The 26,580-nt window shown below is 38.6% G+C and carries 28 protein-coding genes; 18 read left to right on the top strand and 10 right to left on the bottom strand.

Features of this window, described 5'->3' with window-relative positions; all coding sequences use genetic code 11:
* The first annotated feature begins 136 nt into the window (after positions 1 to 136).
* On the top strand, positions 137 to 310 hold the full coding sequence (locus ACFXN8_RS15465; RefSeq protein WP_386846282.1) for a hypothetical protein: 174 nt from the start codon (positions 137 to 139) through the stop codon (positions 308 to 310).
* A gap of 61 nt (positions 311 to 371) precedes the next feature.
* Here ACFXN8_RS15465 and ACFXN8_RS15460 read toward each other — a convergent pair whose 3' ends face one another.
* The gene (locus ACFXN8_RS15460) at positions 372 to 863 is read right to left on the bottom strand and encodes a CarD family transcriptional regulator (protein ID WP_376074901.1); all 492 of its coding nucleotides are present in this window, start codon (positions 861 to 863) and stop codon (positions 372 to 374) included.
* A 144-nt stretch (positions 864 to 1,007) separates the two neighbouring features.
* Between ACFXN8_RS15460 and ACFXN8_RS15455 the strand changes: the two genes are divergently transcribed.
* Positions 1,008 to 1,451, top strand: a complete 444-nt coding sequence (locus ACFXN8_RS15455; RefSeq protein WP_386846280.1) for a MarR family winged helix-turn-helix transcriptional regulator — start codon at positions 1,008 to 1,010, stop codon at positions 1,449 to 1,451.
* 377 nt (positions 1,452 to 1,828) lie between these two features.
* Here the strand turns inward: ACFXN8_RS15455 and ACFXN8_RS15450 are convergent, their stop codons facing one another.
* On the bottom strand, positions 1,829 to 2,386 hold the full coding sequence (locus ACFXN8_RS15450) for a hypothetical protein (protein WP_386846278.1): 558 nt from the start codon (positions 2,384 to 2,386) through the stop codon (positions 1,829 to 1,831).
* Positions 2,387 to 2,561: 175 nt separating this feature from the next.
* Here ACFXN8_RS15450 and ACFXN8_RS15445 point away from each other — a divergent pair, with 175 nt between their 5' ends.
* The 5 genes from ACFXN8_RS15445 (at position 2,562) to ACFXN8_RS15425 (ending at position 8,281) form a co-directional block, all read left to right on the top strand.
* The gene (locus tag ACFXN8_RS15445) at positions 2,562 to 3,059 is read left to right on the top strand and encodes an NUDIX hydrolase (protein WP_386846286.1); all 498 of its coding nucleotides are present in this window, start codon (positions 2,562 to 2,564) and stop codon (positions 3,057 to 3,059) included.
* A gap of 23 nt (positions 3,060 to 3,082) precedes the next feature.
* Positions 3,083 to 4,834: a LytS/YhcK type 5TM receptor domain-containing protein gene (locus ACFXN8_RS15440; RefSeq protein WP_386846284.1), complete on the top strand. Its 1,752-nt coding sequence runs from the start codon at positions 3,083 to 3,085 to the stop codon at positions 4,832 to 4,834.
* Positions 4,835 to 4,838: 4 nt separating this feature from the next.
* Positions 4,839 to 5,585, top strand: coding sequence for a LytR/AlgR family response regulator transcription factor (locus ACFXN8_RS15435; protein ID WP_376074897.1), 747 nt, complete (start codon positions 4,839 to 4,841; stop codon positions 5,583 to 5,585).
* Positions 5,586 to 5,703: 118 nt separating this feature from the next.
* Positions 5,704 to 7,497 (top strand): carbon starvation protein CstA, encoded by a 1,794-nt coding sequence (gene cstA / locus ACFXN8_RS15430; protein ID WP_376074896.1) that lies wholly within the window; start codon positions 5,704 to 5,706, stop codon positions 7,495 to 7,497.
* 454 nt (positions 7,498 to 7,951) lie between these two features.
* The gene (locus ACFXN8_RS15425) at positions 7,952 to 8,281 is read left to right on the top strand and encodes a YuiB family protein (RefSeq protein ID WP_376074895.1); all 330 of its coding nucleotides are present in this window, start codon (positions 7,952 to 7,954) and stop codon (positions 8,279 to 8,281) included.
* 169 nt (positions 8,282 to 8,450) lie between these two features.
* Here ACFXN8_RS15425 and ACFXN8_RS15420 read toward each other — a convergent pair whose 3' ends face one another.
* On the bottom strand, positions 8,451 to 8,933 hold the full coding sequence (locus tag ACFXN8_RS15420; protein ID WP_386846274.1) for a divergent PAP2 family protein: 483 nt from the start codon (positions 8,931 to 8,933) through the stop codon (positions 8,451 to 8,453).
* 113 nt (positions 8,934 to 9,046) lie between these two features.
* Between ACFXN8_RS15420 and ACFXN8_RS15415 the strand changes: the two genes are divergently transcribed.
* The 11 genes from ACFXN8_RS15415 (at position 9,047) to cysC (ending at position 20,668) form a co-directional block, all read left to right on the top strand.
* Entirely contained in the window at positions 9,047 to 10,555 is a 1,509-nt protein-coding gene (locus tag ACFXN8_RS15415; RefSeq protein WP_386846272.1) for a leucyl aminopeptidase, read from the top strand.
* A gap of 67 nt (positions 10,556 to 10,622) precedes the next feature.
* A complete protein-coding gene (locus tag ACFXN8_RS15410) occupies positions 10,623 to 10,829 on the top strand; it encodes a uroporphyrin-III methyltransferase (RefSeq protein ID WP_197144264.1) in 207 nt (68 codons plus the stop codon).
* A 277-nt stretch (positions 10,830 to 11,106) separates the two neighbouring features.
* Positions 11,107 to 11,883, top strand: a complete 777-nt coding sequence (cobA, locus tag ACFXN8_RS15405) for a uroporphyrinogen-III C-methyltransferase (RefSeq protein ID WP_386846270.1) — start codon at positions 11,107 to 11,109, stop codon at positions 11,881 to 11,883.
* A 12-nt stretch (positions 11,884 to 11,895) separates the two neighbouring features.
* Positions 11,896 to 12,636, top strand: coding sequence for a sirohydrochlorin chelatase (locus ACFXN8_RS15400; RefSeq protein WP_386846268.1), 741 nt, complete (start codon positions 11,896 to 11,898; stop codon positions 12,634 to 12,636).
* Complete coding sequence (locus ACFXN8_RS15395) at positions 12,636 to 12,785, top strand: YezD family protein (protein ID WP_079561519.1); 150 nt, start codon at positions 12,636 to 12,638, stop codon at positions 12,783 to 12,785. The genes ACFXN8_RS15400 and ACFXN8_RS15395 overlap by 1 nt, the downstream gene beginning before the upstream one ends.
* A gap of 111 nt (positions 12,786 to 12,896) precedes the next feature.
* Positions 12,897 to 14,684 (top strand): assimilatory sulfite reductase (NADPH) flavoprotein subunit, encoded by a 1,788-nt coding sequence (locus ACFXN8_RS15390; RefSeq protein ID WP_386846265.1) that lies wholly within the window; start codon positions 12,897 to 12,899, stop codon positions 14,682 to 14,684.
* 197 nt (positions 14,685 to 14,881) lie between these two features.
* Positions 14,882 to 16,603, top strand: coding sequence for an assimilatory sulfite reductase (NADPH) hemoprotein subunit (gene cysI, locus ACFXN8_RS15385; protein ID WP_386846263.1), 1,722 nt, complete (start codon positions 14,882 to 14,884; stop codon positions 16,601 to 16,603).
* 437 nt (positions 16,604 to 17,040) lie between these two features.
* Positions 17,041 to 17,742: a phosphoadenylyl-sulfate reductase gene (locus ACFXN8_RS15380; RefSeq protein ID WP_386846261.1), complete on the top strand. Its 702-nt coding sequence runs from the start codon at positions 17,041 to 17,043 to the stop codon at positions 17,740 to 17,742.
* Between the two features lie 12 nt (positions 17,743 to 17,754).
* Complete coding sequence (locus ACFXN8_RS15375; RefSeq protein ID WP_376074888.1) at positions 17,755 to 18,819, top strand: sulfate permease; 1,065 nt, start codon at positions 17,755 to 17,757, stop codon at positions 18,817 to 18,819.
* Positions 18,820 to 18,938: 119 nt separating this feature from the next.
* Positions 18,939 to 20,078 (top strand): sulfate adenylyltransferase, encoded by a 1,140-nt coding sequence (gene sat, locus ACFXN8_RS15370; RefSeq protein WP_386846259.1) that lies wholly within the window; start codon positions 18,939 to 18,941, stop codon positions 20,076 to 20,078.
* On the top strand, positions 20,075 to 20,668 hold the full coding sequence (gene cysC / locus ACFXN8_RS15365) for an adenylyl-sulfate kinase (RefSeq protein WP_386846257.1): 594 nt from the start codon (positions 20,075 to 20,077) through the stop codon (positions 20,666 to 20,668). Before sat ends, cysC begins: the two co-directional genes overlap by 4 nt.
* A gap of 71 nt (positions 20,669 to 20,739) precedes the next feature.
* Here cysC and mnhG read toward each other — a convergent pair whose 3' ends face one another.
* The 7 genes from mnhG to ACFXN8_RS15330 are packed head-to-tail and all read right to left on the bottom strand — an operon-like array spanning position 20,740 to position 26,498.
* Entirely contained in the window at positions 20,740 to 21,108 is a 369-nt protein-coding gene (gene mnhG / locus ACFXN8_RS15360; protein ID WP_132361712.1) for a monovalent cation/H(+) antiporter subunit G, read from the bottom strand.
* Positions 21,092 to 21,373: a Na(+)/H(+) antiporter subunit F1 gene (locus tag ACFXN8_RS15355; protein WP_376074885.1), complete on the bottom strand. Its 282-nt coding sequence runs from the start codon at positions 21,371 to 21,373 to the stop codon at positions 21,092 to 21,094. The genes mnhG and ACFXN8_RS15355 overlap by 17 nt, the downstream gene beginning before the upstream one ends.
* Positions 21,370 to 21,849 carry a Na+/H+ antiporter subunit E gene (locus ACFXN8_RS15350; RefSeq protein WP_386846254.1) on the bottom strand — a complete coding sequence of 160 codons (480 nt, stop codon included), beginning with the start codon at positions 21,847 to 21,849 and terminating at the stop codon, positions 21,370 to 21,372. Before ACFXN8_RS15350 ends, ACFXN8_RS15355 begins: the two co-directional genes overlap by 4 nt.
* Positions 21,850 to 21,853: 4 nt before the next feature.
* Complete coding sequence (locus ACFXN8_RS15345) at positions 21,854 to 23,341, bottom strand: Na+/H+ antiporter subunit D (RefSeq protein ID WP_376074883.1); 1,488 nt, start codon at positions 23,339 to 23,341, stop codon at positions 21,854 to 21,856.
* A complete protein-coding gene (locus tag ACFXN8_RS15340; protein WP_053593262.1) occupies positions 23,334 to 23,675 on the bottom strand; it encodes a Na(+)/H(+) antiporter subunit C in 342 nt (113 codons plus the stop codon). Before ACFXN8_RS15340 ends, ACFXN8_RS15345 begins: the two co-directional genes overlap by 8 nt.
* Positions 23,675 to 24,097 (bottom strand): Na(+)/H(+) antiporter subunit B, encoded by a 423-nt coding sequence (locus ACFXN8_RS15335; RefSeq protein WP_376074882.1) that lies wholly within the window; start codon positions 24,095 to 24,097, stop codon positions 23,675 to 23,677. The genes ACFXN8_RS15340 and ACFXN8_RS15335 overlap by 1 nt, the downstream gene beginning before the upstream one ends.
* Positions 24,084 to 26,498: a Na+/H+ antiporter subunit A gene (locus ACFXN8_RS15330; protein ID WP_386846251.1), complete on the bottom strand. Its 2,415-nt coding sequence runs from the start codon at positions 26,496 to 26,498 to the stop codon at positions 24,084 to 24,086. Before ACFXN8_RS15330 ends, ACFXN8_RS15335 begins: the two co-directional genes overlap by 14 nt.
* Positions 26,499 to 26,580 lie beyond the last annotated feature (82 nt).

Below are 26,580 nucleotides of genomic sequence, written 5' to 3'. Positions count from 1 at the left end.
TAAATCAAAGATGTTGTACACAGGACATGGCAACACCATCTGTGGAGAGCTTTGTAACGCTTCTCTTAAGTACATAAGAACCCCACTGCTTTAGCTGTGGGAGTAGTCAGAAGAAACAAAAAATAGTGTTTGTAATATGTGGTGGTTAGGAACTCCTATTGGTGGTCAATTACAAACGAGTTGTGAAAGTTTAGAGGTCGGTTTTTTTGATGTGGAGGAGGCTTTGTTATTAATAGAAAATGAAGATTTTAAACACGAATTATTATATTGCTTAAACAATGGAGCAGAACCTTTTTATATTTCTTTTTAAATAAAAAATAAGGCCACGATATTTCTAATCGTGGCCTTATTAATGTACCAATAATTCACCGCTAGTGAAGCTGTGTTAATACATATTCATAAATTTCATCGGATGATTTATTAAGAGCTATGGAGAACTCTGAAAAAATGTTCTCTTGTAAAGATTGCAGTAATTTCTCTTCTTGGTTAGGGAATTTTTTTTCGCTAGCACTATATTCAATCTTTTTTCGTAACAATGTGTTTAAAAGGTTTGCTTGTTTTTGGCGATTACCGGATTTAAATATTTCTAGATGAACTCTCGAGCGATGAGTGTTTTGTTCAATCCATTCCACGCCAGGTGATGTGAATGAATGTAAAATATTGAGTGCTTCTTCTTTTTGAATAATGTCTCTAAGCTGTTTTTTGGAATTGTCAATAGGGGTACGAATGACTAATTGTGGTTCATTTAGTGGTTGTAAAACGTAATATGTTTTTGTAATGTCGTTAAAGGTTTGTTCACAAATATCTTCAATAGAACAAAGTCCATGTGATGAATAAATGACTACATCGCCAACATTGTACATGTATATTCCCTCCAACAAACTATATTGTCAACTTAGTTGACTAAATTTATTGTAAGCAATTAAAAGGTTTTTGTCAACTTAGTTGACGATTGCTGCTGTTTTTTGTATATTAATAACGAAAAATAGGAAATGAAGGTGAACTAGTTGAAGGACGAATTGCAGAATCGAGATGTCATTGATTTGTTGAGCGAACGTCACGAACTACTTCGAAGACTTACTGAAGAGAAGTGGAATAAGCATAACGATATTTATATATCAAATTCAGAATGGTATATTTTGGGTATAATTTATAAGAAACAACTTACGATTTCAGATGTAGCTAAAAATGTTAAATTTTCAAGACAAGCAACCCATAAAATAATAAAGAGTTTGGAAGTTAAAGGGTTGGTGACAGTTACGAGTGTCGAACATAGTAAAAAACATAAAGCTATTTGTATGACTGAATTGGGTGAAGATTGCTTTGAAAAAAATCAATATTGTAAAGCAGAAATAGAAAAACAACTGGTCAATACAATTGGAGAAGATCAGGTCATCCGATTAAAAAATATATTAAAGCTTAATTGGGATATGGAGCAGCTGGAAGCGTAAGTAGTCGTTGTTTAGGTATGGAAAATGTTTGGAACACAGCTAATAACATGAAAAGGTAGGGTACTGTCTTAAGCCACTTTCGTTCTACTCGAAAGTGGCTTTTTTTAACTTCTTTCAGCAAAAGACACCTGTAGTTGACGCTTCGCTTTCGCTACAGAAAATAATTGCTGAAAGAAGTTAAAGCCTCCGGCGGATGTCACGGAATCGGTAAGAAGTTCGATATAGGATGTTAGCCTAAAATCATCGCATCCATGCGATAACGGCTAACTGACCTGCATCGGTGCTGCTGCCGCTACGCTTTCGCGCAAAAAACATCTGCAGGCCTAAGCACAAAGCCGATTCCGGACGCAATTATGCCGGGGCATAATTGATAATCGTTACTTTACCTTCTCACGTTCTATAAATATAGCGCCATTTTCATTTGTTAAATTGTAAATAGCACTTTTCTCCTCTGGACCAAAACCAAATTGTCCGTTTTCTTCAATGACAAACTTTTCGTTATTTTTCGTTTGGAAATAATAAGTGCCTACTGTACCTGTTTCATACTCATAAATGACTTCCTTAATATTCTGCCATTCATATGTAGTTTTATGGAGATATTCTTTGAAAACAATTTGTGTATTCTGTATAGCGATATAACCTAAAACAGAAAAATAGCCTAAAATCAGACCGCTCACGATTGTTATAATCGTAATCAAATAGGTGTATTTATTTCTTTTGAAACCAAGTATGATCAACGTTAAAATAATTAGTGTAATTGCTAGGAAAAGCATAGTGAAATTGCTTATTGGAGTGATCAGCACGATATTATCGCTACTAAAATAAAAAGTTTGGGAAATCGTAAATGGCAACATGAAAACAATGATGGGTGATAGTAAAAGCAACGCTATCGCAAAAATAAAAAGCTTCCCATTAGGTGATAATTCGTTTAACATAAAACTTCCTCCTCTAAATAGAGTGAATATTCTATATTTTAACCAGTGTAACATATTTACAAAATTGGAGTACATGCATATTTTATGTTTGAGAGTGAGAAGTAACCATAAAATTCTGAATTAATACTTCTATATACGGAAAAGCCGTTATAATAGTGATATAGAGGTGAAGATGATGAAAAAAGATAGAGGAAAAGTTTGGTTAGGTGTTGCAGGGGTAACTGTAAATGAGTTAGGACAATGGCTAGTTGTCAAAAAGGCATATAGCGGATTAAAGGGAAGATGGTCATTGCCGGCTGGTTTTGTCAATGCTGGTGAAACAGTAGATGAGGCTGTTGTTCGTGAATTAAAAGAAGAAACGGGCATTGATTGCTATGTATCAGGCTTAATTGGTTTTCGAACGGGTGTGATTCGTGGTGACATTAGTGATAATATGGCGATATTTTATTGTCGGATGAAAGATGAGCAACAGCAGATTTGTATTCAGGAAAAAGAATTATTAGAAGCGAAATGGATGTATCCAAAAGAGCTAGCTCAAGATGAGATGACATCTGTGATGTTAAAGGAAATGGCATCCAACCAATTTGAAAAGCACCAATTAGAGGGGATTGAAGGGATTAATCCAGGAGATGTCTTTGGTTATTCCTCTTATAAATTGTTCTTTAAAAAATAAAATGACAGAGGAGGGGACCTATGATGGAGCTATTTTTGTTTATGTTAGAGCGAGTAGGGCTAATCATTGTGTTTGCCTTTTTAATGTCAAGATGGCGCCTCTTTCGGGGAGTGCTCTTTCAGGATCAAGGGGTTAAGGAAAAAGTTTGGCTTATTATTATTTTTAGTGCTTTAAGTATAGTTAGCAGCTATACAGGGATTAAAATTGAAAGTGGGTCCATTCATCCTTTAAATCAAATGATACATAGCACTATAAATGCAGAGGAGGCAATTGCGAATACGAGGCTAATTGGCGTAGCAATTGCCGGGATCTTCGGTGGGCCACTTGTAGGTGTTTGCGTAGGGATTATTGCAGGGATTCATCGTATTACCCTTGGCGGTTTTACAGCGGTTGCCTGTGGTGTTTCAACAATACTAGCAGGATTCATTACAGGTGGTTTAAGTAAGCAATTAAAAATACGTCAAACCTTCTCCTATAAAAAGGCTGTTATCATCGGAATTTGTGCAGAGACTTTACAAATGATTGTTATTTTACTAATGGCAAAGCCTTTTGAACAAGCTTTGCCATTAGTTTCTTTAATTGCGCTACCGATGATTTTTATGAATGCCCTTGGGATTTTGATATTTTTCATTATTATTAAAACTTTTATTGATGAGGAAGAGCGTACAAAAGCATTACAAACACACCAAGCCTTTTCTATTGCTCAACAAACAATAGACCATTTTCGTAAAGGGTTAAGTGAAGAATCGTGCCAAACGGTTGCGGAGATTATTAAAAGAGAGATTAAGGTTGATGCAGTCGCGATTACTGATACAAATGGGATTTTAGCACATGTAGGAGTAGGAGAGGATCATCACGTCATTCATCAAGAAATAATGACGGCTTTAACGAAGCGCGTATTAGTAGAAGGGCGCATTATTACAGCGACGTCCGCAAAAGAAATCAATTGTCCACATGAAGATTGTCCGTTAAGTGCTGCGATTGTCTTACCATTAAAAGTACAGCATAAAACGGTTGGTACCTTAAAGCTATATTTTATTAATGTTTCTTCGTTAACAGGGGCTAAAAAGGAACTTGCTGAGGGCCTCAGTCGACTATTTTCTTCGCAGCTTGAATATGCTGAAATTGAGCAGCAAAGAAAGCTATTAAAGGATGCCGAAATTAAAGCGCTACAAGCACAGGTACATCCTCATTTCTTTTTTAATAGTCTCAATACTATTTCAAGTTTGATCCGAACGGATGCTGATGGGGCTAGAGCATTATTGATAAAGCTTAGTACATTTTTCAGGAGTAATTTGCAGGGCGCTCGTCAAATGCTGATTCCGTTAAAAAATGAAATTGACCATGTGGAGGCTTATTTGTCGATTGAACAAACAAGGTTTCCAAATCGCTATGATGTGCAATTTCACTTGGATGAATCACTTTTTGACGTACAAATCCCCCCATTTACCTTACAGCCACTTGTTGAAAATGCCGTTTATCATGCCTTTAAAAATCGTAAGGAAGGAAAAATTGACGTTAAGGTACAACGAATTAATAATAAGCTGTTGCTGTCAACAGAGGATAATGGCTGTGGGATGAGAAAAGAGCAGGTTAAGCAGCTTGGCAAAACGATCATGCAATCCGAGCAAGGAACGGGGACCGCTTTATGGAATATTTATCAGCGTATTCATGAAATTTATGGAACTGAGGCAGATTTTCACATTTCAAGTACATTGGATGTTGGTACGACAATTATGATCCAGCTACCGTTAAAAGCCACAAGATGGGAGTAGAGAAATGTTAAATGTCTATATTGTAGATGATGAACCGTTAGCAAGGGCTGAATTGCGATATTTATTGGAGCAAACAAAGTTAGTTCAGATCATCGGTGAATCAGAGGATTTGGAGGAAATACTGCTGGATCCACAGTTTGAGCAGATCGATTGTGTGTTTTTAGATATTCAGCTAGGCGTAAATAATGGCCTTGAATTGGCAAAACAGCTACAACAAAGCATACTTAAATCTGAAATTATTTTTGCTACTGCTTATGATGAGTATGCACTACAGGCATTCGAAGTGAACGCTTTTGATTATATTTTGAAACCGTTTGAGCAAGAGCGTGTGCAACGTGCAGTTGAAAAACTAGTGGCCAAAAGAAGAGCAACACAGACTAAAACGATGGAAAAATTAAAGCATTTACAATTGGACAAGCTTGATAAATTAACAGTTTATGTGAATGATCGAATTTTACTTATAAAAATACAGGAAATTTTATATTGTACATCTGAAGATAGTAAGACGATTGTTGTCACTGAGAAAGGGAGATATTTTGCTTCAGAGTCGTTAGCCGTTTTGGAGAAAAAGCTCACTTTAAAAGGTTTTGTGCGTGTCCATCGGGCATTTATCGTCAATTTAGAACATATTGTAGAGCTGGAGCCTTGGAGTAGCTCTAAATACAATTTGATTTTGCATAATAGACATTCGATACCTGTCAGCAGGCTTTATATGAAGGATGTGCGCAAGATCTTTCAGCTATCAAAATAACTGCATTTCAACAGTAGAAAACACCCTTTCAACTTAAAATTCTGACATTTTGGTGAATTTTACGAATAATCGTTTAATTCATTTGCTATGATGTGGAAAACGTAAAAGGAGTGATAACATGAATGCTATTACAATTGTAATAGGTTCCATTTGTGTACTGATGATTAGCTATCGTTTGTATGGCATATTTTTCACAAAGAAGGTACTTAAGATAAAAGATGATACACCCACCCCAGCGCACGCTATGGAGGATGGTAAAGACTATGTTCCGACGAATAAATGGGTGACATTTGGGCATCATTTTGCAGCGATTGCAGCAGCTGGACCGTTAGTCGGACCTATTTTAGCTGCACAATTTGGCTATTTGCCAGGGCTCCTTTGGCTGTTAATTGGCGCGGTAATCGGTGGTGCAGTACACGATGCTGTAGTGTTATTCGCTTCTATGCGTCATGGTGGGAAGTCGTTATCAGAGGTAATGAAAAAGGAATTAGGCCCTGTTGCAGGATTCTGTACAGGCCTTGCCATGCTTTTCATTATTACAATTACAATGGCCGGGCTATCGATGGTTGTCCTTGGTGCGTTGGAGCGAAATCCATGGGGGACTTTTGCGGTAGGGATTACGATTCCAATAGCGATGCTTGTTGGTATTGCTTATCGTAAAACAGGAAATTTAATTGTTACATCGACAGTTGGTTTTATTTTGTTGATGATCGGTGTATTTATTGGACCGATGATTCAAGGAACAGCATTTGGTGATTTTTTAACGTTTGATCGTGATACTTTAGCTATTATTCTACCGATCTATGCATTCTTTGCGGCGGCATTACCTGTTTGGCTCTTATTAGCGCCGCGTGATTATTTAAGTAGTTTCATGAAAATTGGCGTATTTATTGCGTTAATCATCGGGGTCTTTTTCGTTAACCCAGTTATTCAATTCCCGCCAATTACAGAGTTTATTCATGGTGGAGGTCCAGTCATTGCTGGTCCAGTATGGCCATTCGTCTCTATCACAATTGCCTGTGGGGCTATTTCTGGCTTCCATGCTTTCGTAGGCTCTGGGACAACGCCGAAAATGATTGATCGCTGGGAAGATATTCGCATCGTTGGTTTTGGTGCCATGCTCGTAGAATCTTTAGTAGGTGTAATGGCTTTAATTGCAGCAACAGCCCTTCATCCTGCAGATTATTTTGCGATTAATTCAGCTCCAGCAGTCTTTGCTACATTAGGAATGGAGCCGGTTCATTTACATGCATTAGCTGAAAGTATTGGGATGGATTTAGAAGGACGTACAGGAGGAGCTGTTACTCTTGCAGTTGGGATGACTGATATTTTCACGGGGATTCCTTGGTTTGCTGAACTGTCTTCTTATTTCTATCAATTCGTGATCATGTTTGAAGCGGTCTTTATTTTAACGGCTATTGATGCTGGGACACGTGTTGCGCGCTATTTAATTCAAGATTTTGGCGGCAATGTTTACAAGCCGCTGAAACGTACAAATTGGCTTCCGGGTACAATCTTTGCAAGTGCACTTGCATGCTTTATGTGGGGCTATTTATTGTATTCAGGAGATATTAGTTCGATTTGGGTATTATTCGGCGTTTCGAATCAGTTGATGGCGACAATCGGTTTAGTATGTGGTGTAACAATAGTCTTAAAAGTTGCAGATAAGCGAATCTATGCTTTAACATGTTTTATCCCATTGGCCTATTTATATGTCACTGTAAATGTAGCAGGCTATTGGATGATTAAAAATGTGTATTGGAATACAGCGGCTGCAGGTTACAATATGTTAAATGGTGTATTGTCAGTCATTATGTTAGTTTTAGGCTTTATCATTGTTATTGCTGCCATTAAAAAATGGGCAGAGCTTTGGAAGTCACCAAAGTTTTTATTATCTCAAACAGCTTCATAATGAAAAGCAAGAAACTATTGAAAATTAGTTGTATACTAGTTTTCAATAGTTTTTTATTGGCTAATCACCAAGAGTTATGGATGACATTGCCACATATAAGTGGAGACTGGGCGACTCCTTGGGGATCAGTGTTACAGATGAGAACCTGCAGCGCAGCAGGTAGGGGAACAAAGCTAAAACCATTACATCCTGTGATAACGCCTTGACCAACCTCGTGCTGGCCCGACGCCCCCAGGAAGCTTTGCTCTGCGCGAAAGCGAAGCGGCAGCAACAAATGTTTTATCTGTGCGAAAGCGAAGCGTCAGCGGCAAAGCGCCCAGTCGGAACGGAAATCAACCACACGTTATGGTGAAGATCCCTAAATATGACGAACAAGCGAAATCAAGGATATGTTCATTGAAAGCGTTGTAGTAATCATGTAAACTAATGAGAGGAAAACGGAGGTTATACATACATGGATGGTCCAGTTTCATTAGTACAGTTAATCATTTCGATTTTGTTATTTTTCGTCATGTTCTTTGGTATTGGATTTTTATTGAATATGCTTCTGCGAATGACATGGTTAATGGCAATCGTGTATCCAATTGTTGTTATCTTTATTGTCGATGATGTAAGCTTTTTAGATTATATTTTCAAGCCAGGTTCTGCATTTCCAGCACTTTTAGATAAGTTACAAGCATTGCACCTTGTGGATGTGACCATCTTATCTGGTGGCTTTGCCGGTTCAATTGTTGCGGGAATTGTCATGATTTATTTACGTAAAAGTGGTTATCGAATGTTTTAACTTCTTTCAGTATTCTTCTTTCAATAAAAAGAAGAATACTGATTTTTTTATTGAATTTTTCCGATAAATCTAGAAAAGTTTCCGATAAAATCACAAATGTTTCCGATAAATCACAAAAATGTTCCGATAAACAAAAAAACACAGCCTCGACAGGAGGATGTGTCTATTTTCACAAAATAAACTGGTATGTGATGATGGCGATAAAAATTCCAGTTAATGCTCCAAAAAATACCTCGCTCCGTTTGTGACCTAGCAATGTTTTTAGCTCTTCCATTTTCTCTCGCCCATCCATTTGCGGCCATTTTTTTAAATCATGAAGCAATGTTTCAAAGTCCTTACGCAGTTGATTTAATACAGCTGCATGTTGACCTGCCTGAAAACGTACTCCACTCGCATCATACATGACGATAAATGAAAACATAGCGGCTACGGCGAAAATTGGGGAATCTAATCCTGTTTCATAGGCAATAGAGGTTGTTAGTCCTGTTACGGAAGCGGAGTGGGAGCTAGGCATTCCTCCGGTGGAAGTAAATAATCCCCAATTAATCTTTCGAGTCATTAAAAAATGAATAGGGATTTTTACAAACTGTGCAAAGAGAACAGCAAAAAGGGCGACGAGTAAAGGGGTATTTTGAAGTAAACTCATGATCATCACAACCTTCACTTATAATTGCTTTTATTATAACATTCATTATTTTCTAAAAGCCAAATATTACGCGTTTTCTGAAACTTAGGTATAATAGAATACTGAATGGAGGAATGTACATGCATATTGTAAAAGAAGCAAAAACATTTGAAACGATTTCTACTGAAGTGTTAGTAGTAGGAGTCCCTAAACATCGTGAACAAATGCAGGAATGGGCAAGCTTTTCATCATTTTATGGAGAATCCATTGATGCGTGGATTGGTGCAGGGGATGTATCTACTGCGTTAAAAAAAATAACGAAATTGCCATTCTTGAAGGGCCACGCAAATCTTAAACGCATTTTATTTGTTGGTTTAGATGATCGTAAGGACCTAACAGAAGGCGATGTTCGTGCAGTATTTGGGTTGCTAGGCAAGGAACTAAGAGCCTTAAAGATTAAAGAATATTCAATTTGGCTAGAGTCGTTTACGACAGAGTCGATTACTTTAACAGATGTTGCATTTTTAGCTGGTGAAGGAACTGGTCTTGGTTATTATTCAATTCCTCATTACAAAACAACATCAAATGAAGTAGATAAACGTATTGATGCGGTTCATCTTGTAACTACTGCTAATGATTTAGATGAAGTGGTGGCAAGCTTTGAGGTTGGCGCTATTTATGCAGATGCAGTAAATGAAGCACGTAGCTTAATTAATTTACCACCAAACTTACTGACAGCGACAGACTTAGCCAATTACGCAGAGTCCCTTGCAGTCGAGTACGATTTTGAACTGGAAATTTTAGGTAAAGCACAATTAGAGGAGCTTGGAATGGGCGGTATTTTATGTGTCAACCAAGGCTCCGATGAAGAACCTCGTTTAATAACTTTAAAATATAAAGCGACTGAAGATTTTGACAATCCAATTGGCCTTGTTGGCAAAGGGGTTACGTATGATACAGGTGGCTATTCCTTAAAGCCAAAAGATTCAATGGTAGGCATGAAGGGCGATATGGGCGGTGCGGCAGGAGTACTAGGCACCATGAAAATTATTGGTGAATTACGTCCTAACAAAAATGTTGTAGCCGTTATTGGCTCTACCGATAATATGGTATCTGGCACAGCATTTAAGCCAGATGATGTCATTACGACATATAGTGGCAAGACGGTAGAAGTTTTAAATACCGATGCGGAAGGACGCTTAGTATTAGCAGACGCGACTACATATGCTAAACAACAAGGGGCTACTTCCCTGATCGATGTTGCAACGTTAACAGGTGGAGTGATTACAGCACTTGGTATGGATAAAACAGGTGCACTTTCGAATGATGATGAATTCTTTGCTGCTTTCATGGAAGCTGCACAGGAGACGGATGAATTTGTATGGCGCATGCCTTTAACAGAAAATGATAAAAAACGAATTCGTAAATCAGACGTCGCTGATTTAAATAATTCTCCTGGTCGTGATGGACACATGATTTTTGGAGGCGGCTTTGTTGGTGAGTTTGTTGGTGATACACCATGGATTCACTTAGATATTGCAGGGACGTCAGATGCGATGGCTGTACATGACTTAGGTCCAAAAGGTGGTACAGGTGTAATGGTACGTACACTTGCAAACTTTGTGCAACGTTTGGGAGAAGAAAAATAGAATAGGCAATAGACGTGTGATATATGCATCCCCCTACATACGATAGAGTAAAAAAGGGAGGAAGCTTATGACATTCTTTGGAGGTTATCCAGGAGGTGGCTTTTGGCCAATTGGAGGGCCGTTTTTGGGAGGATTTTTAGGGAGTTTTCTTGGATCACAGTTTGGCCCATCTCCATTTTATCCGCCGTTCTATCGCCCATTTCCACCGTTTTACCGACCAGGTCCACCATTTTTCCGACCAGGTCCACCGTTTGGAGGGCATCGTAGATATTAATTCAAATAAAATAGATCTCAAAAAAAACCAGATGTCAGCAAGCGACACCTGGTTTTTTCTTTAAAAGGTTAAATTAAATAAATATCATAGTCTAGGCATTAAATAAAGTGTTGACAGAATATACTAAAATGTTTATTGTTCTTATTGTATTACTAAGAATTAAATACGTAGCTGACTAGCAAACTAGAGGCTCTTATTATTCACAGGCATTGCTCTGCCTATGGATAATTTGAGTCTTTTTTTATCTCTAAGAAAAGACGAAAGGGAGTGAAATCAAATGGGGAAAGTTTTTATAGTGGGTGCTGGACCTGGCGATGTTGATCTTATCACAGTAAAAGGATTACGGTGTATCGAATGTGCTGATGTCATCCTGTATGACAGACTCATTAATAAGACTCTACTATCCTATGCTAAACGAGAGGCTAAGCTCATCTTTTGCGGTAAGCTACCTCAGCAGCACGCCATGATTCAAGAGCAAATTAATCAAGCACTTGTCAGCTATGCACAGCAAGGATTGATTGTGACGAGATTAAAGGGAGGAGATCCATTCGTTTTTGGAAGGGGAGCTGAGGAAGCAGAGGTGCTAGCACAGCATAATATTCCATTTGAAATAGTGCCTGGCATCACTTCAGGGATAGCAGCACCGGCATATGCGGGGATTCCTGTTACACATCGTGATCTAGGCTCAAGTTTTGCAATGGTCACTGGGCATATGAGAGAGGGCAAGGATGATGGAATCCAATGGGAAAGTCTTGCAAAAGGGGTGGATACGATTGCTATTTATATGGGGGTCGGTAATCTTCCCTATATCCGTGAGCAGCTGCTCAAGTATGGGCGAGATAAAGAAACACCGATAGCACTCATCCATTGGGGTACATTTTCTCAACAAAAAACAGTCACGGGAACTTTAGCTAATATTGAAGAGCTAGTCCAGCGAGAAAATATTCAAAATCCAAGCATAATTGTAGTAGGAAAAGTTGTTACTTTGAGGGAATCAATTCAATGGTTTGAGCAAAACATTCCGCAGCCACAGTTAGCAGAAGTTTCTGTGTAAGGATGTGGGTTCATGCAAGCCATTTTATATATCGCTCATGGAAGTAGAGTAAAGGCGGGAGTGGAGCAAGCCGTTACCTTTCTAAAGAGCGTACAACAAGAGATTGAAATACCGATTCAAGAAATTAGTTTTTTAGAACTCGCGACTCCGACAATTGCTGAAGGTATAGCAAGCTGTATTAACCAAGGGGCTACAGCTATAGCGATCGTGCCTATTTTATTGCTTGCCGCTCAGCATGCAAAGCACGATATTCCAAGTGAGATTGATAAAGCAAAAGAACAGCATCCACAAGTGCGATTTACATACGGTGAACCACTTGGTGTCCATGAATTATTAATTGATACATTACAGACTAGAATTTTAGAAGCAAGGTGCCCGTCTAACGATGCAAGTGTTTTACTTATAGGTCGTGGGAGTAGTGATCCTGCAGTAAAGAGTGATTTAACCAAAATTGCAAAAAGATTACGTGATAAATACGCTTATGAAGCTGTAGACACGTGCTTTCTATATGGCATGGGTCCTACGTTTGAAGATTGGTTACAACAAGAGAAGAATAGGGACAATCAAGTATTTATAGTGCCGTATTTGTTGTTTACTGGGATTTTGCGCCAAAGCATAACAAGGCGATTACAAGATTATGAGAATCAGAACGTTATTTTATGTGAAAGTTTAGGCTATGACGACAATGTAAGGGAAGTTTTAGTGGAACGTATTTATCAATTAATAAATTTTACTAAGGAAGGTGTTTTGTAATGGTAGATAAAAGGACAGAAAATGTAAATCTAGCATTAGATAATGTCCGTCAAATTTTAAATACTGTGAACCACGGATCGATTACATTGATTGTGCAAAATTCCTATGTGGTCCAAATAGAAAAGAAGGAAAAAATACGACTTCGATAATTTTAACTTCTTTCAGCGGGTGTCCCGGCATAATTGATCTTTTTTCAGCAATCGTTTTGTCAGACAAATTATCAAGAGAAGAAAATGATACGAATACGTGAGGTGGCAAGGTTGAAACTGCAAGTAGTAAACAGTCCATTTAATGAGGAGCAGGTAAAGCTGTTAAATGAGCTGCTCCCTAAACTAACAGGAGAACAGAGAATTTGGTTAAACGGCTTTTTAAGTGCACCACTAGTAACTATTGATCCTGTTGTCGAAGAAATAACGCCGATAGTAAAAACAATCACCAAAACAGTAACGATTTTATATGGTTCACAAACTGGCAATAGCCAGGGGTTAGCTGAAAAATATGCCTCAGCCTTGAAAGATAATGATATGGATGTAACAATTTCGTCGTTAGCAACATTTAAACCAAATAATTTAAAAAAGGTAACAAATCTTTTACTCATTGTTAGCACACATGGGGAAGGGGATCCACCTGATCAAGCGATACAGTTCTACGAATTTTTGCATAGCAAACGTGCTCCTAAGTTAGAGCAGCTTCATTATTCAGTGCTAGCCTTAGGTGATAGCTCCTATGAATTTTTCTGTAAAACAGGAAAGGATTTTGATGAACAGTTTGCAAAGTTAGGAGCAACTCGAATCGTACCGCGCACAGATTGTGATGTAGATTATGATGTCGAGGCAACCCATTGGTTCTCAGCTGTTCAGCAGGAGTTGCTGCGACAGACGGATGTAGCTGATATAACGACTACACAAAATAAAACAGCACAAGGAGACACTACATATTCTCGTAAAAATCCGTTTTATGCTGAAGTACTTGAAAACATTAATTTAAACGGCAGAGGATCAAATAAAGAAACACGTCATATTGAATTATCCATCGAAGGTGCAAGTTTCCATTTCGAACCAGGAGATAGTATCGGTATTCAACCGGAAAATGATGAAAAGCTAGTCGATGCTTTAATCACAGCGTTACAGTTTGATCCACAAATTGAGGTAAGCGTCTTTGAGGAAACACTGCCATTAAAGGATGTATTGCAAAAAAAACTAGAAATTACAGTGTTGTCTAAGCCATTGTTACAAAAAATTGGTGCCTATACGGGCCATCAGGAATTTACCAAGCTACTTGCAGACTCGGAATCTTGGAAGGACTATGCAAAAGGAAGAGATTTACTTGACGTTGTGGAAGACTTCGCACCATTTATATGGGATGCACAGCAATTTGTAGATTTACTACGTAAAATTCCAGCACGTCTATATTCCATTGCTAGTAGTCAAAAGGCAAATAGTGAAGAGGTACATTTAACAATTGGGAAAGTAAACTATGAGACGAATGGACGTCAACGTCTTGGCGTTTGCTCTGGTAGCGTAGCAGAGCGTATTCAAATTGGTGACACATTACCGGTATATGTTCATAAAAATCCGAACTTTAGATTACCAGAGCATGAGGACACACCGATTATTATGATTGGTGCTGGCACAGGTGTAGCCCCGTATCGTGCATTTTTGGAGGAGCGTGAGGAATTAGGCGTCGAAGGAAAAGCGTGGCTAATTTTGGGTGATCAACATTTTGTCACAGACTTCCTTTATCAAACGGATTGGCAGCGTTGGCTTGCTTCAGGCACACTCAGTCAAATGCATGTAGCTTTCTCACGTGATACAGATAGAAAAATATATGTTCAACATAAAATTGAGGAAAATGCTGTTGCTTTTTATGAATGGCTAGAGCAAGGAGCTGTTATTTACGTCTGTGGCGATAAAAAATTGATGGCGGCTGATGTTGATGCAACAATCCATCGCGTTATTGAACAACAGGGACAAAAAACGCCAGAGGAAGCTAAAGCCTTTGTCAATGAGCTAAAACAGCAGAAACGCTATCAACGTGACGTTTATTAACTTCTTTCGGCAAGTGTTTTCTGTAGCGAAAGCAAAGCGGCAGCTACAAATGTTTTCTGTAGCGAAAGCAAAGCGGCAGCTACAAATGTTTTATGTAGCGAAAGCAAAGCGACAGCTACAAAATGTGTTTTCTGCGCGAAAGCGAAGCGACAGCGGCAATTCCGCCGAGGCATAATTGATTAAAGGAGCGATAACAAATGACAGGAAAGATTATTCTACCTCCACAACCAGGGAAGCCTAGTGATGTAGAACGTATTAAAACCGATAGTAATTATCTACGCGGAACATTAGAACGTACGATGAACAATCCATTAAGCTCAGGTATTCCAGAGGATGATAATCGTCTAATGAAGTTCCATGGTAGTTATTTACAAGACGACCGCGATCTTCGTAATGAACGCCAGCGTCAAAAGCTTGAGCCTGCCTATCAATTTATGGTGCGTGTTCGTACACCGGGCGGAGCAGCTACTCCGGCACAATGGCTTGTAATGGATGAAATGGCGAGAAAGTATGGTAACGGCTCCTTAAAATTAACGACACGTCAGGCATTCCAAGTGCATGGCATTTTAAAATGGAATGTTAAAAAATATATGCAGGACATTAATGAGGTGTTATTAGATTCTCTTGCAGCCTGCGGAGATGTCAATCGTAATGTGATGTGTAATGTGAATCCAAACCAATCCGCATTACATGAGGAAATCTATAATTGGTCTGCCAAATTAAGTGAGCATTTACTACCTAGAACACGAGCTTACCATGAACTATGGCTAGATGGTGAAAAGGTAGTTGATAGTCAGGATGAAGAAGTTGAACCTATATACGGTGCGCAATATTTACCGCGTAAATTTAAAATTGGTATTGCGGTTCCACCAAGTAATGATGTGGACGTATTCTCACAAGATATAGGGTTAATAGCAATTGTTGAGGAGGATAAGCTAGTAGGCTTTAACGTAGCTGTTGGTGGAGGAATGGGCATGACACATGGCGATCATGAAACATACCCACAGCTTGCTCGTATAATTGGCTTTATCACACCTGATAAACTACTGGAAACAGCGGAGAAGATTATGACGATTCAGCGCGATTATGGGAATCGTTCGGTTCGTAAAAATGCACGTTTTAAATATACAATTGATGCAAGAGGACTTGAGTGGTTTAACGAAGAACTAACACGTCGTCTAGGTTGGGATATTCAAGAGGCTCGTCCATTTACTTTTAATCGCACGGGTGATGAGTTTGGCTGGATTAAAGGTGCAGAAGGTCAATGGCATTATACATTATTTATTCAAAATGGTCGTATTAAGGACTTTGAAAATTATGAGCTTTTAACAGGATTACGTGAAATTGCGAAGGTGCATACAGGTGATTTCCGCTTAACGCCAAACCAAAATTTAATGATTAGTAATGTAACGCCGCAAAAGAAGAAAAAAATTGCTGCTATTATTGAGCAATATAACCTTACAGATGGAGCGCACTATTCTGCATTGCGCCGAAATTCGATTGCTTGCGTATCATTACCAACATGCGGTTTAGCCATGGCAGAAGCCGAGCGTTACCTGCCTTCTCTTATTACAAAAATTGAAACAATCATCGATGAAGCAGGCTTAAACGATACAGAAATCGTTATTCGCATGTCAGGCTGTCCGAATGGTTGCTCACGCGCAGCAATGGCTGAGATTGGCTTTATCGGTAAAGGTCCTGGGAAATATAATATGTATTTAGGAGCAAGCTTTACTGGTGATCGTCTCAATAAAATATATCGTGAAAATATAGGTGAGGAGGAGATATTGGCGGACCTTCGTACAATCATTCTGCACTATGCAAAGGAACGTCTAGAGGGAGAGCATTTTGGAGATTTTGTTATTCGTGCCGATTATGTAACAGCTGTGTACGACGGACGAGATTTTCATCATAAATAAAATAGTAGTCATGTAGCAAACTTGTCTGCTTATATGGTCTTTTAACTTCTTTCAGCAATTGTCTTTTGACCGAAAGCGAAGTGACAGCAACACGGTTTTATCTGTGCGAAAGCGAAGCGACAGCAACACTGCGCTTTCGCATAAAAAACAGTTGTTGACCTAATACCACCGAACGCAATTATGCCGAGGCTTAATTGATTATGGAAAAATCCTAAATCTTCTGATCAATATTTTATTCAACAAATTCCTGAAAACCTAGTTGACTACTAGGTGTACTTTAGTATATATTTGGTAATAAGAAAAATGATTGTAGAACGAGGTAGTGAACAATCCATTAAATAATAAGCTGGCTAGTCAAACTAGAGGCGTTTTAACAAAGACATGTTTACACTATGTCTTTTGTTAGAACGCCTCTTTTCGTTTACAAGGGGGATTATATGCTAACATATGCAACTTGGCATGAGCCAACATTGAATTTTCAGGTAGACGAAACCTATAAGGCTGCACTGGAGGTTTTACAGTGGAGTTATGCTGAATATGGTGAGGAAATCGTCTATGCATGTAGCTTTGGGATTGAGGGAATTGTCTTGATTGACCTTATTTCAAAGGTGAAGCCTAATGCTACGATTATCTTTTTAGATACAGATGTTCATTTTAAGGAAACATATGAAACGATTGATAAAGTAAAAGAAAAATATCCGCAGCTGAACATTATTATGCAAAAACCAGCACTTACACTCGAACAACAGGCAGCTCAATATGGCGATGAATTATGGAATTCCAATCCAAATAAATGCTGCGAAATTCGCAAGATTGCGCCGTTACATGAAGCGTTGGCGGGCGCAAAGGCTTGGATATCAGGCTTACGTCGTGAACAATCACCAACCCGGCAAAATACGAACTTTATCAATCATGACGATAAATTTCAGTCCATTAAGATTTGTCCACTCATTCATTGGACATGGAAAGATGTCTGGCGTTATGTCTCAAAGCATAGTTTACCGTACAATCCATTGCATGACAGAGGCTATCCAAGCGTCGGCTGCGAGCACTGTACAAAACCGGCATTTACAATGGATGATTTGCGTTCAGGCAGATGGCAAGGGTCTGGTAAAACTGAGTGTGGATTACATGAATAAAGGAGTTTTGCCATGCTTGAAAATGTAGCAATAGCGATTAGTTTATTTTTTGCGATGAATATAGGTGCTAGTGGAGCGGCAGCCTCAATGGGAGTTGCTTACGGAGCAGGTGCCATCAAAAAAGCTTGGCAAGCATTGCTCATTTGCTCAGTGGGTGTTTTTTCTGGGGCAGTTCTTGGAGGTGGAGAGGTAGTAAAAACAATCAGCTCCGGCATAATGCCACAGGAGTACATTACAGTAAAGGTTGTCATTATTATTTTGATTTCTGCGACAAGCTCACTATTTCTCGCCAATCTTTTAGGCATCCCATTATCGACGAGTGAAGTGACAGTAGGCGCAGTTGTAGGTGTAGGGATTGCCTATAAAGTGCTATATATTAAGTCATTACTTGTTATCATATCATTTTGGATAATAGTGCCAATCGTAGCGTTTATCATTGCATTTGTCTTTGGGAAGTGGCTGTATAAATTACGAGTCAAGGGCTTGTTAAAAGATCATTTAATATTAACGATCCTCCTTGTGTTTGCTGGATTTTTCGAAGCGTTTTCAGCAGGGATGAATAACGTAGCAAATGCAGTTGGACCTCTGGTTGGCGCAGGAATGATAAGTGTAACAACTGGAATATCGCTTGGCGGGATATTTGTAGCGCTTGGTGCGATGCTCCTTGGCAAACGAGTGCTTGAAACAAACGGTAAAAAAATTATGCGCTTTGAGAAGGCAGAAGGGATACTAATATCGAGTACAGGTGCACTACTAGTCGGTATAAGCTCTATCTTTGGGCTTCCCGTGCCATTAACACAAGTAACATCCTCTTCGATTATCGGAATGGGGTTGGCCAAAAACGGGAAACAAATTTTCCATAAGTACATTGTGAAAAAAATAATCCGTATTTGGATTGTTTCGCCAATCTTTTCTTTAGCCATTTCTTATTTTTTAGTACAGCTATTCTTAGAAAAAGATTTCTATACCATCGTATTAATTGGCAGTATTATTGTTGGAACGCTTGGTGTCATTAGCTTAATGCGAACAATGCGTGAAGAAGAGCGCTCAATATACGATGCGGGTGAAGGAATTTAAATACCCGAATTACTTTTGAGGGAAAGCCGATCACATTTTGAACCCAGTCTATCCAATCAATATGCAAATAAACTTAAATATAAAACTAAGTATTTCAATAAAATTAGGAGGAGATTTTGATGAGTTTACAACCACATGGTGGACTATTAGTGCAAGCCTTTAATCCAGAGAAGGATATAACGCATATAAATAAAGTTATTGAGCTTGATGCCATTGCACTTAGTGATTTAGAGTTAATTGCTATCGGTGGTTACAGTCCAATTGAAGGTTTTTTAACGCAGGAAGATTATGAGTCAGTTGTTGAACATACACGTTTAGCGTCAGGCGTGGTATGGAGTATTCCGATTACATTGCCTATAGCAAAGGATGTAGCTGCAACATTGCAGCAGGGTGATGAGGCAAAATTAGTATATGGTGATGCTGTTTATGGCGTTATTGAAATTGCTGATATTTATGAGCCAAATAAACGGAAAGAGGCATTGTTAATATACGGCACGGAGGATTTACAGCATCCTGGTGTTAAAAAGTTGCATGAACGTCCAAGTATTTATGTGGGCGGAAAAATTACATTAGTAAAACGTCTAGAGCAAAAGTTCCCAGCCTATTCATTTGATCCGTTTGAAACACGCCAGCTTTTTGCAGAAAAGGGCTGGAAAACAATTGTTGGCTTCCAAACACGAAATCCTGTGCACCGAGCGCATGAATACATTCAAAAGGTAGCACTTGAAACAATTGATGGGTTATTTTTAAATCCACTAGTTGGAGAAACGAAATCAGACGATGTTCCAGCTGCAATTCGCATGGAAAGTTACGAAGTTTTACTAAAAAATTATTATCCTGAAAATCGTGTGCAATTAGGGGTGTTTCCAGCTGCAATGCGTTATGCAGGACCAAAGGAAGCTATTTTCCATGCACTTGTACGAAAAAATTATGGCTGTACGCACTTTATCGTTGGGCGTGATCATGCAGGTGTTGGTGATTACTATGGTACATACGATGCACAAAAAATCTTTGAACAATTTTCGGAAGATGAATTAGGAATTATTCCATTAAAATTTGAGCATAGCTTCTATTGCAACAAATGTGAGGGCATGGCAACGACGAAAACTTGTCCACATGAAAGCTCGGCGCATGTCATTTTATCGGGTACTAAGGTTCGTGAGATGTTGCGTAATGGCGAAGTGCCTCCAAGTACATTTAGTCGTAAAGAGGTTGTGGATGTATTAATTAAAGGAATGCGTCAGGAGGTAATAAAGTGAGTTCAAACATCGTTTGGCACGAAGTGTCTATTACGAAAGAGGAGCGTCGTACACAAAACAAGCATCAAAGCTTTATTTTATGGTTCACCGGTTTATCAGCATCTGGAAAATCTTCTGTGGCGAATGCATTTGCACGCCGACTCTTTGAACGTGGCAATCAAGTATTTGTCTTAGATGGTGATAATGTTCGCCACGGCTTAAATAAGGATTTAGGATTTGATGAAGCTGGTCGAAAGGAAAATATACGACGTATTGGAGAGGTATCTAAGCTTTTTGTGGAAAATGGGCAAATTGTTCTAACTGCTTTTATTTCACCTTACCGAGAAGATCGTCAAGTTGTCCGTGAGCTTGTGGAAGCAGGGGAATTTATAGAGGTCTATGTGAAGTGTTCTGTTGAAACGTGTGAAAAGCGTGATCCAAAAGGTCTTTATAAAAAAGCACGTAACGCGGAAATTCCAAACTTTACGGGTATTAGTGCGCCATATGAGGAACCAGAACGTCCAGAAATTATTTTAGATACAGAAAATTACTCAATAGACGAATGTGTTGAACAGCTAACGAGTATTTTATTTTCCAAAGGGTATATTTAAGTAGAAACATAAAAAATCTGCTCGATTTATTAACTAAAATCGAGCAGATTATTTTTGTTTTCGTATCAAAGTTATTTAATGCCTTGTTCCTTTTTCATCCGATCAATTTCAGGACCAAGCTCGTCGTGTATTGTGCCTTTCCAAGGCTTTACGCCAGCAATGTATGAGGAGCGAGTCATAATATGCCCTCCAACAGGACCTGTGATGAACAGGAACAGTATACCAAGCAAAATGCGGGGATTAAAGTGATCTTCAATAAGCCAGAAGTGAAAGAATACACCAATGAGCACGCACATAACACCGAGCGTTGCACTTTTAGAAGCTGCGTGGGCACGTGTGTACAAATCAGGTAAACGGACAAGACCAATGGCTGTCACGACAATAAATAGCACCCCTACAGAAATGAAAAAGATAACTAAACTATTAGCGAGAATTGTCACGTTTAATAATATCTCCTTTCTCTATGAATTTAGAGAAAGCAACAGTACCGATAAACGATAAGATCGCTAACAATAATATAATCTCTAGGAAGAAGCTTGTTTCAACCAATACTGAAAACAGTGCAATTAGTGAGATGACTGATACACCCAATGAATCCAATGCTACCACACGGTCGGATGCAGAAGGTCCTTTAACCATTCGATAAATAACTGCAACCATCGATAAGCAAATCACTACAATCGAAGCAATAATAAACGTTGTCATGATTTACTCACCTCCAAAATCGCTTTCTCAAATGAATCTCGAATTGCTGTAATCGCTTCATCGACATCACTCATATCAATAGCATGTACATACAAAGTTTTTGCATCATCTGATACGTGCACTACTACAGTACCAGGTGTCAACGTAATGAGACTCGATAATAATGTGATTTCCCATTCTTCTGTTAAAACAGTCGGATAGGCAAAGAATGCAGGCTGCATATCCAGCTTAGGCTTTAAGACCACTTGAAGAACTTGTATATTCGCTAACACTAGCTCCTTTAAAAAGAGTAACGTCAGTTTAATGATTGCCCATATGCGGTAGACATAAAGACGGGTAGAAAAAAATCTACGCATCATAATGAGCAATATAATACCGAGAATAAACCCAATGATAAAGCCTGTTGCTGTGTAATTAGAAGAAAGGAACATCCAAACGAAGGCAAGTACAACATTTAAAATAATTTGAAATGCCATATCTCTAATCCTCCTTCATTACAGCATCTATATAAATAGATGGATCACTTAATAGTTTTGCCGCATCGTCCATAAATGGAGTAATCCATTCAGAGCCTACACCATACGCTACAGTAATGAGCACTAAAAGAACTGTAGGCACAAATAGTGTATAGTAGACTTTTTTATCGACAGTACCCGTTGTTTCTTTTTCTTCACCCCAGAAGGCATAAAGGAAAATACGAATAACCGATAATAAAACGAGAAGTGATGAAGCTAAAATAAAAATACTACTCCATTTACTGCCTGCTTCAAATCCTCCCTGTACAATCAACAGCTTTCCAACGAAGCCACTAAGTGGGGGAATCCCTGCTAAACCAAATGCTGCAATTAAATAGCACCAACCGAGAGCAGGATATTTATTCATAAGACCGCCCATTTTTCGTAAATCGGATGTGCCCGTAATGTAAATCACTATACCTATTAACATAAAGAGCGCTGCTTTTATAAGCATGTCATGAATTAAATAGAACATGGCACCTTTTAGGGCGATTTCATTCATTTGAGATACGCCGAATAAAATAACACCTACAGCAATGACAATATTATAGATAATGATGAGCTTCACATCATGATAGGCAAGAGCACCAATACAGCCCGCAATAATTGTTGCAACTGCTAATGCCATTAGTAGATCATGTGTATACGATAAATCATGAACAAAGAACAATGTATATGTTCGAGTAATCGCATAAATGCCAACCTTTGTTAATAGTGCACCAAATAGCGTTAGCACTGGTATTGGTGCCGCCACATAAGAAGTTGGAAGCCAGAAGTAGAGCGGGAAAATAGCCGCTTTTAACCCAAATACCATTAAAAATAGTACAGCTATAACCGTAACAATACCAGGCTGATTAATGTCAGCAATTTTTACTGCAATATCTGCCATGTTTAATGTGCCTACTACAGAGTAAAGGAAGGCAACCGTAATAACAAATAATGCAGATGAAATAACATTAATTAAAATATATTTAATGGAACCTTTAAGCTGTCCTTTTTCACCGCCGAGAACAATAAGTAGATAAGAGGCCATTAATAATACCTCGAAGAACACGAAAAGGTTGAAAATATCGCCTGTCGTAAATGCCCCGTTCACCCCAGTTAAAATAAACATGATCCCAGGATAATAGAAGAAGCGTTCACGTTCCTTTGTGATGGAACCAAAGCCATACCATACAACAAAGATGGTAATAAGTAGCGTAGTTGTGACAAGCAGTGCTGACACCATATCTGAAACCATCGTAATACCATACGGCACAGGCCAATCCCCGAATGTCACCTTTTGTATACCGTCATTCTTCACCTTAATAAGCAGTGAAATGGCTGATATAAGAGCGAGCCCTATACCTAGTAATGCGAATGAACGCTGGTATTTTAAGTTTTTTTGCCCAAACATCAAAATCATGCCGAAGAAAAACGGAATGATAATGGGCAGTAGAAGGAAGTTATTCATCCTCATCACTTCCTCTCATTAAGCTTATATCATCTGTCTCGAGCTCTTGGTAAGAACGGTAAGCAAGTACAAGGAAGAACGCCGTTACCCCAAAGCTAATAACAATGGCTGTTAAAATAAGCGCCTGTGGTAATGGGTCTGCAAATGTTTTAGCCCCTTCCTTTAAAACAGGTGGTGCTTCTCCACCAAGCCCGCCCATCGTTAAAATGAGAAGATGAGCACCATGACTTAAAAGACCTGTCCCGATAATAATACGCAATAAGCTTTTGGATAAGATTAAATAAACCGCTGCCATAAACAAAAAGCCTATGACAAACGCCATTATTATTTCCATTATTCATCCTCCCCAATCGTTTGAATAATGGTCATCGTAACGCCGACAACAACCAAATAGACACCGCTATCAAAAAGCATAGCCGTGTGTAATGACTGTTTGCCTAGAAGCGGTAAATCGAAATTATCAAAGAAATGTGTGAAAAACGGTTTACCTACAAACATTGGGAAAGCGGCTGTTGCTAGAGCTAGTAGTAAGCCAATTGCAGTTAAATACGTATAATTTATTGGTAAAACCTTACGAACCGTATTTAAATCAAAGGCAAGGACTAAGAGTACGATCGCACTCGATGTTAAAAGTCCACCGACAAAGCCGCCTCCAGGTGTGTAATGACCAGCAAGGAAGATATGAATGGAGAAGAAGAAAATAATGAAGAATACAATCTTTGTTGTAAATTGTATAATGACATCATTTGTTTTCATGCGATTTCTCCTTTCTATTCATGCGTAGCTTGATCATTGCTAAAATGGCCATTCCAGCAATACTTAGCACAGTAATTTCAAATAATGTATCAAAGCCACGGTAGTCTACTAATATTACATTGACAATGTTTCCACCACCGGCTTTTGAATAAACTGTTTCCTCATAATACTTCGAGATAGTTGGAATCAATTTTTGTGAATGTGCAGACAGTGCTAAAAGCGTAACCATAACTCCGACAGCAATGGAAACAATCGCGCGATTTAATTGGAATCTCATGCGCTCTTCTCGTTTTCCAAGCTTCGGCAAATGATAAAACGCTAGTAAAAATAGCGCAACAGAAATCGTTTCAATGACAAGCTGTGTTAATGCTAAATCAGGAGCATTAAAAATAACGAAGAATAATGCTACTGTATAGCCTACAGCGCCAAGTCCAATAATGGCTGTTAAACGTGACTTGGCCAAAATTGTAATGGCTGTTCCAATGACTAACACCACCACTAAAATGATTTCGTAAGGACGAATAGGTGCGGTATCTTGGAAGGAGACTGTAAAGGCATTCTTCACAAATAAAGAACCGATTACAATCGCTGCAATACTACTGAACATATATAGTAGATAGTGACGCATAGAGCCTGTCATATAAAGACGAGATACACGATTTAACCCAACGTCCAATCCAAGCATTATCTTGTCATATGCATTATTTAATGTTAAAGAACGTGGGAATTTTTGATAAATACCCTGCCATTTCGGTAATGCTACAAACAATAGAAATCCAACGATTACTATGCCAAATGTCATGAGTAATTCAGGTGTAATTTCACCATGCCAAGCCGCCACATGAATATCAATATCCTTTGGTGAATCATATAAGAATGGCTGAATAGCTTGTACGGCTGGCTTTACAAAAGTATCCCCAACTAGTTTCGGAATAAAGAATATTGTTACGACTAATGCTGCTAAAATCATCGGCGAAATTAGCATGCCAATCGGTGCCTCGTGTGGTTTACGAGGTAATTTTTCTGGTGTATATTTACCAGTAAATGTTCTAAAAACAAAATAGAAGCTATAGATGAATGTGAAAATACTTGCAATCCAAGCGACAATTGGGAAGAGCGCTCCCCAAGTATCAAAACCGAAAAGTTCAAAATTTTGCAGTGCAAGCATTGCAGTTAAAAACATTTCCTTACTTAAAAAGCCGTTAAATGGCGGTAGACCGGCCATTGATAAGCTTCCGATTGCCGCGACTGTAAAGCTAAGCGGCATAATACTCATTAAGCCACCGAGCTTACGAATATCACGTGTACCTGTTTCATGATCGACAATACCTGCAATCATAAATAAGCTCCCTTTAAACGTTGCATGGTTGATCAGGTGGAAGATCGCCGCAAAGGCAGCAAATTTAAGCGTATCTGTTGCCCCATTACCATGAAATGCTAAGGCGCTAGCGCCGAGCAATGACATAATAAGTCCAAGCTGACTCACTGTAGAGAACGCAAGGATTCCCTTTAAATCTGTTTGCTTGACAGCAAAGAACGAACCCCAGAATAGCGTTACGATACCTACGCCTGTAACGAGCCATACCCAAAGTTCAGAAACAGCGAAAATTGGTGTAAAGCGTGCAACTAAATAAATACCTGCTTTAACCATTGTTGCAGAGTGAAGGTATGCACTAACTGGTGTTGGTGCTTCCATTGCATCTGGTAACCAAATATAGAATGGGAATTGTGCAGATTTTGTAAATGCCCCTAAAAGTATTAAAACGAGTGACCAAGTGAACATTGGATGCTGCACTAAAGAAGGTGCCATGACAATAAGTTCACGGATTGAATATGTTCCGCCCATTAAATACAGAAGGATAAATCCTCCTAACATCATTAAGCCACCACCGACTGTAATCATCATCGACTTAAGTGCACCAAAACGGGAGGCATCACGAGAATACCAGTAGCCGATCAGTAAAAATGATGAAATGGATGTTAGCTCCCAAAAGAAGTACAGAGTAATTAAATGATCTGACTGTACTACTCCTAGCATTGCGGTCATAAATAGTAATAAGTAAACATAAAAATTATGTAATTTTTCTTTATGTTTGTCTAAGTAAAAAATAGAGTAAAGTATGACTAATGAGCCAATTCCAGTAATTAACAATGAGAATAGCAAGCTAAGTCCATCTAAATAAGAAACGACGGAAATATCAAGCGATGGAATCCAAGGAAGCTCTTCAAGAAATACTTTACCATCTGCTACTTTTGCGATATAAGAGGCGTAAATAATCGCGAGTGTAGCAGGGACTGCAAGAACAAACCAGCCTGTGTGAATATTTTTAATGCGTTTATATAAAAAAGGCACAAAAATTGCAGCAAGCATTGGAATGAAAATATAAAGTACTTGTAACAAAAAAATCCTCCTTTATGCAGGTAAGTAGGTTAATTATAACGCACTTCTTGTATGAATGCATATGCACTCATAGGATTTAGCT

It is taken from the genome of Lysinibacillus sp. NPDC059133, from assembly GCF_042755925.1.
GTDB lineage: Bacteria > Bacillota > Bacilli > Bacillales_A > Planococcaceae > Lysinibacillus.
This window is presented reverse-complemented; position numbering and strand designations above follow the sequence as displayed.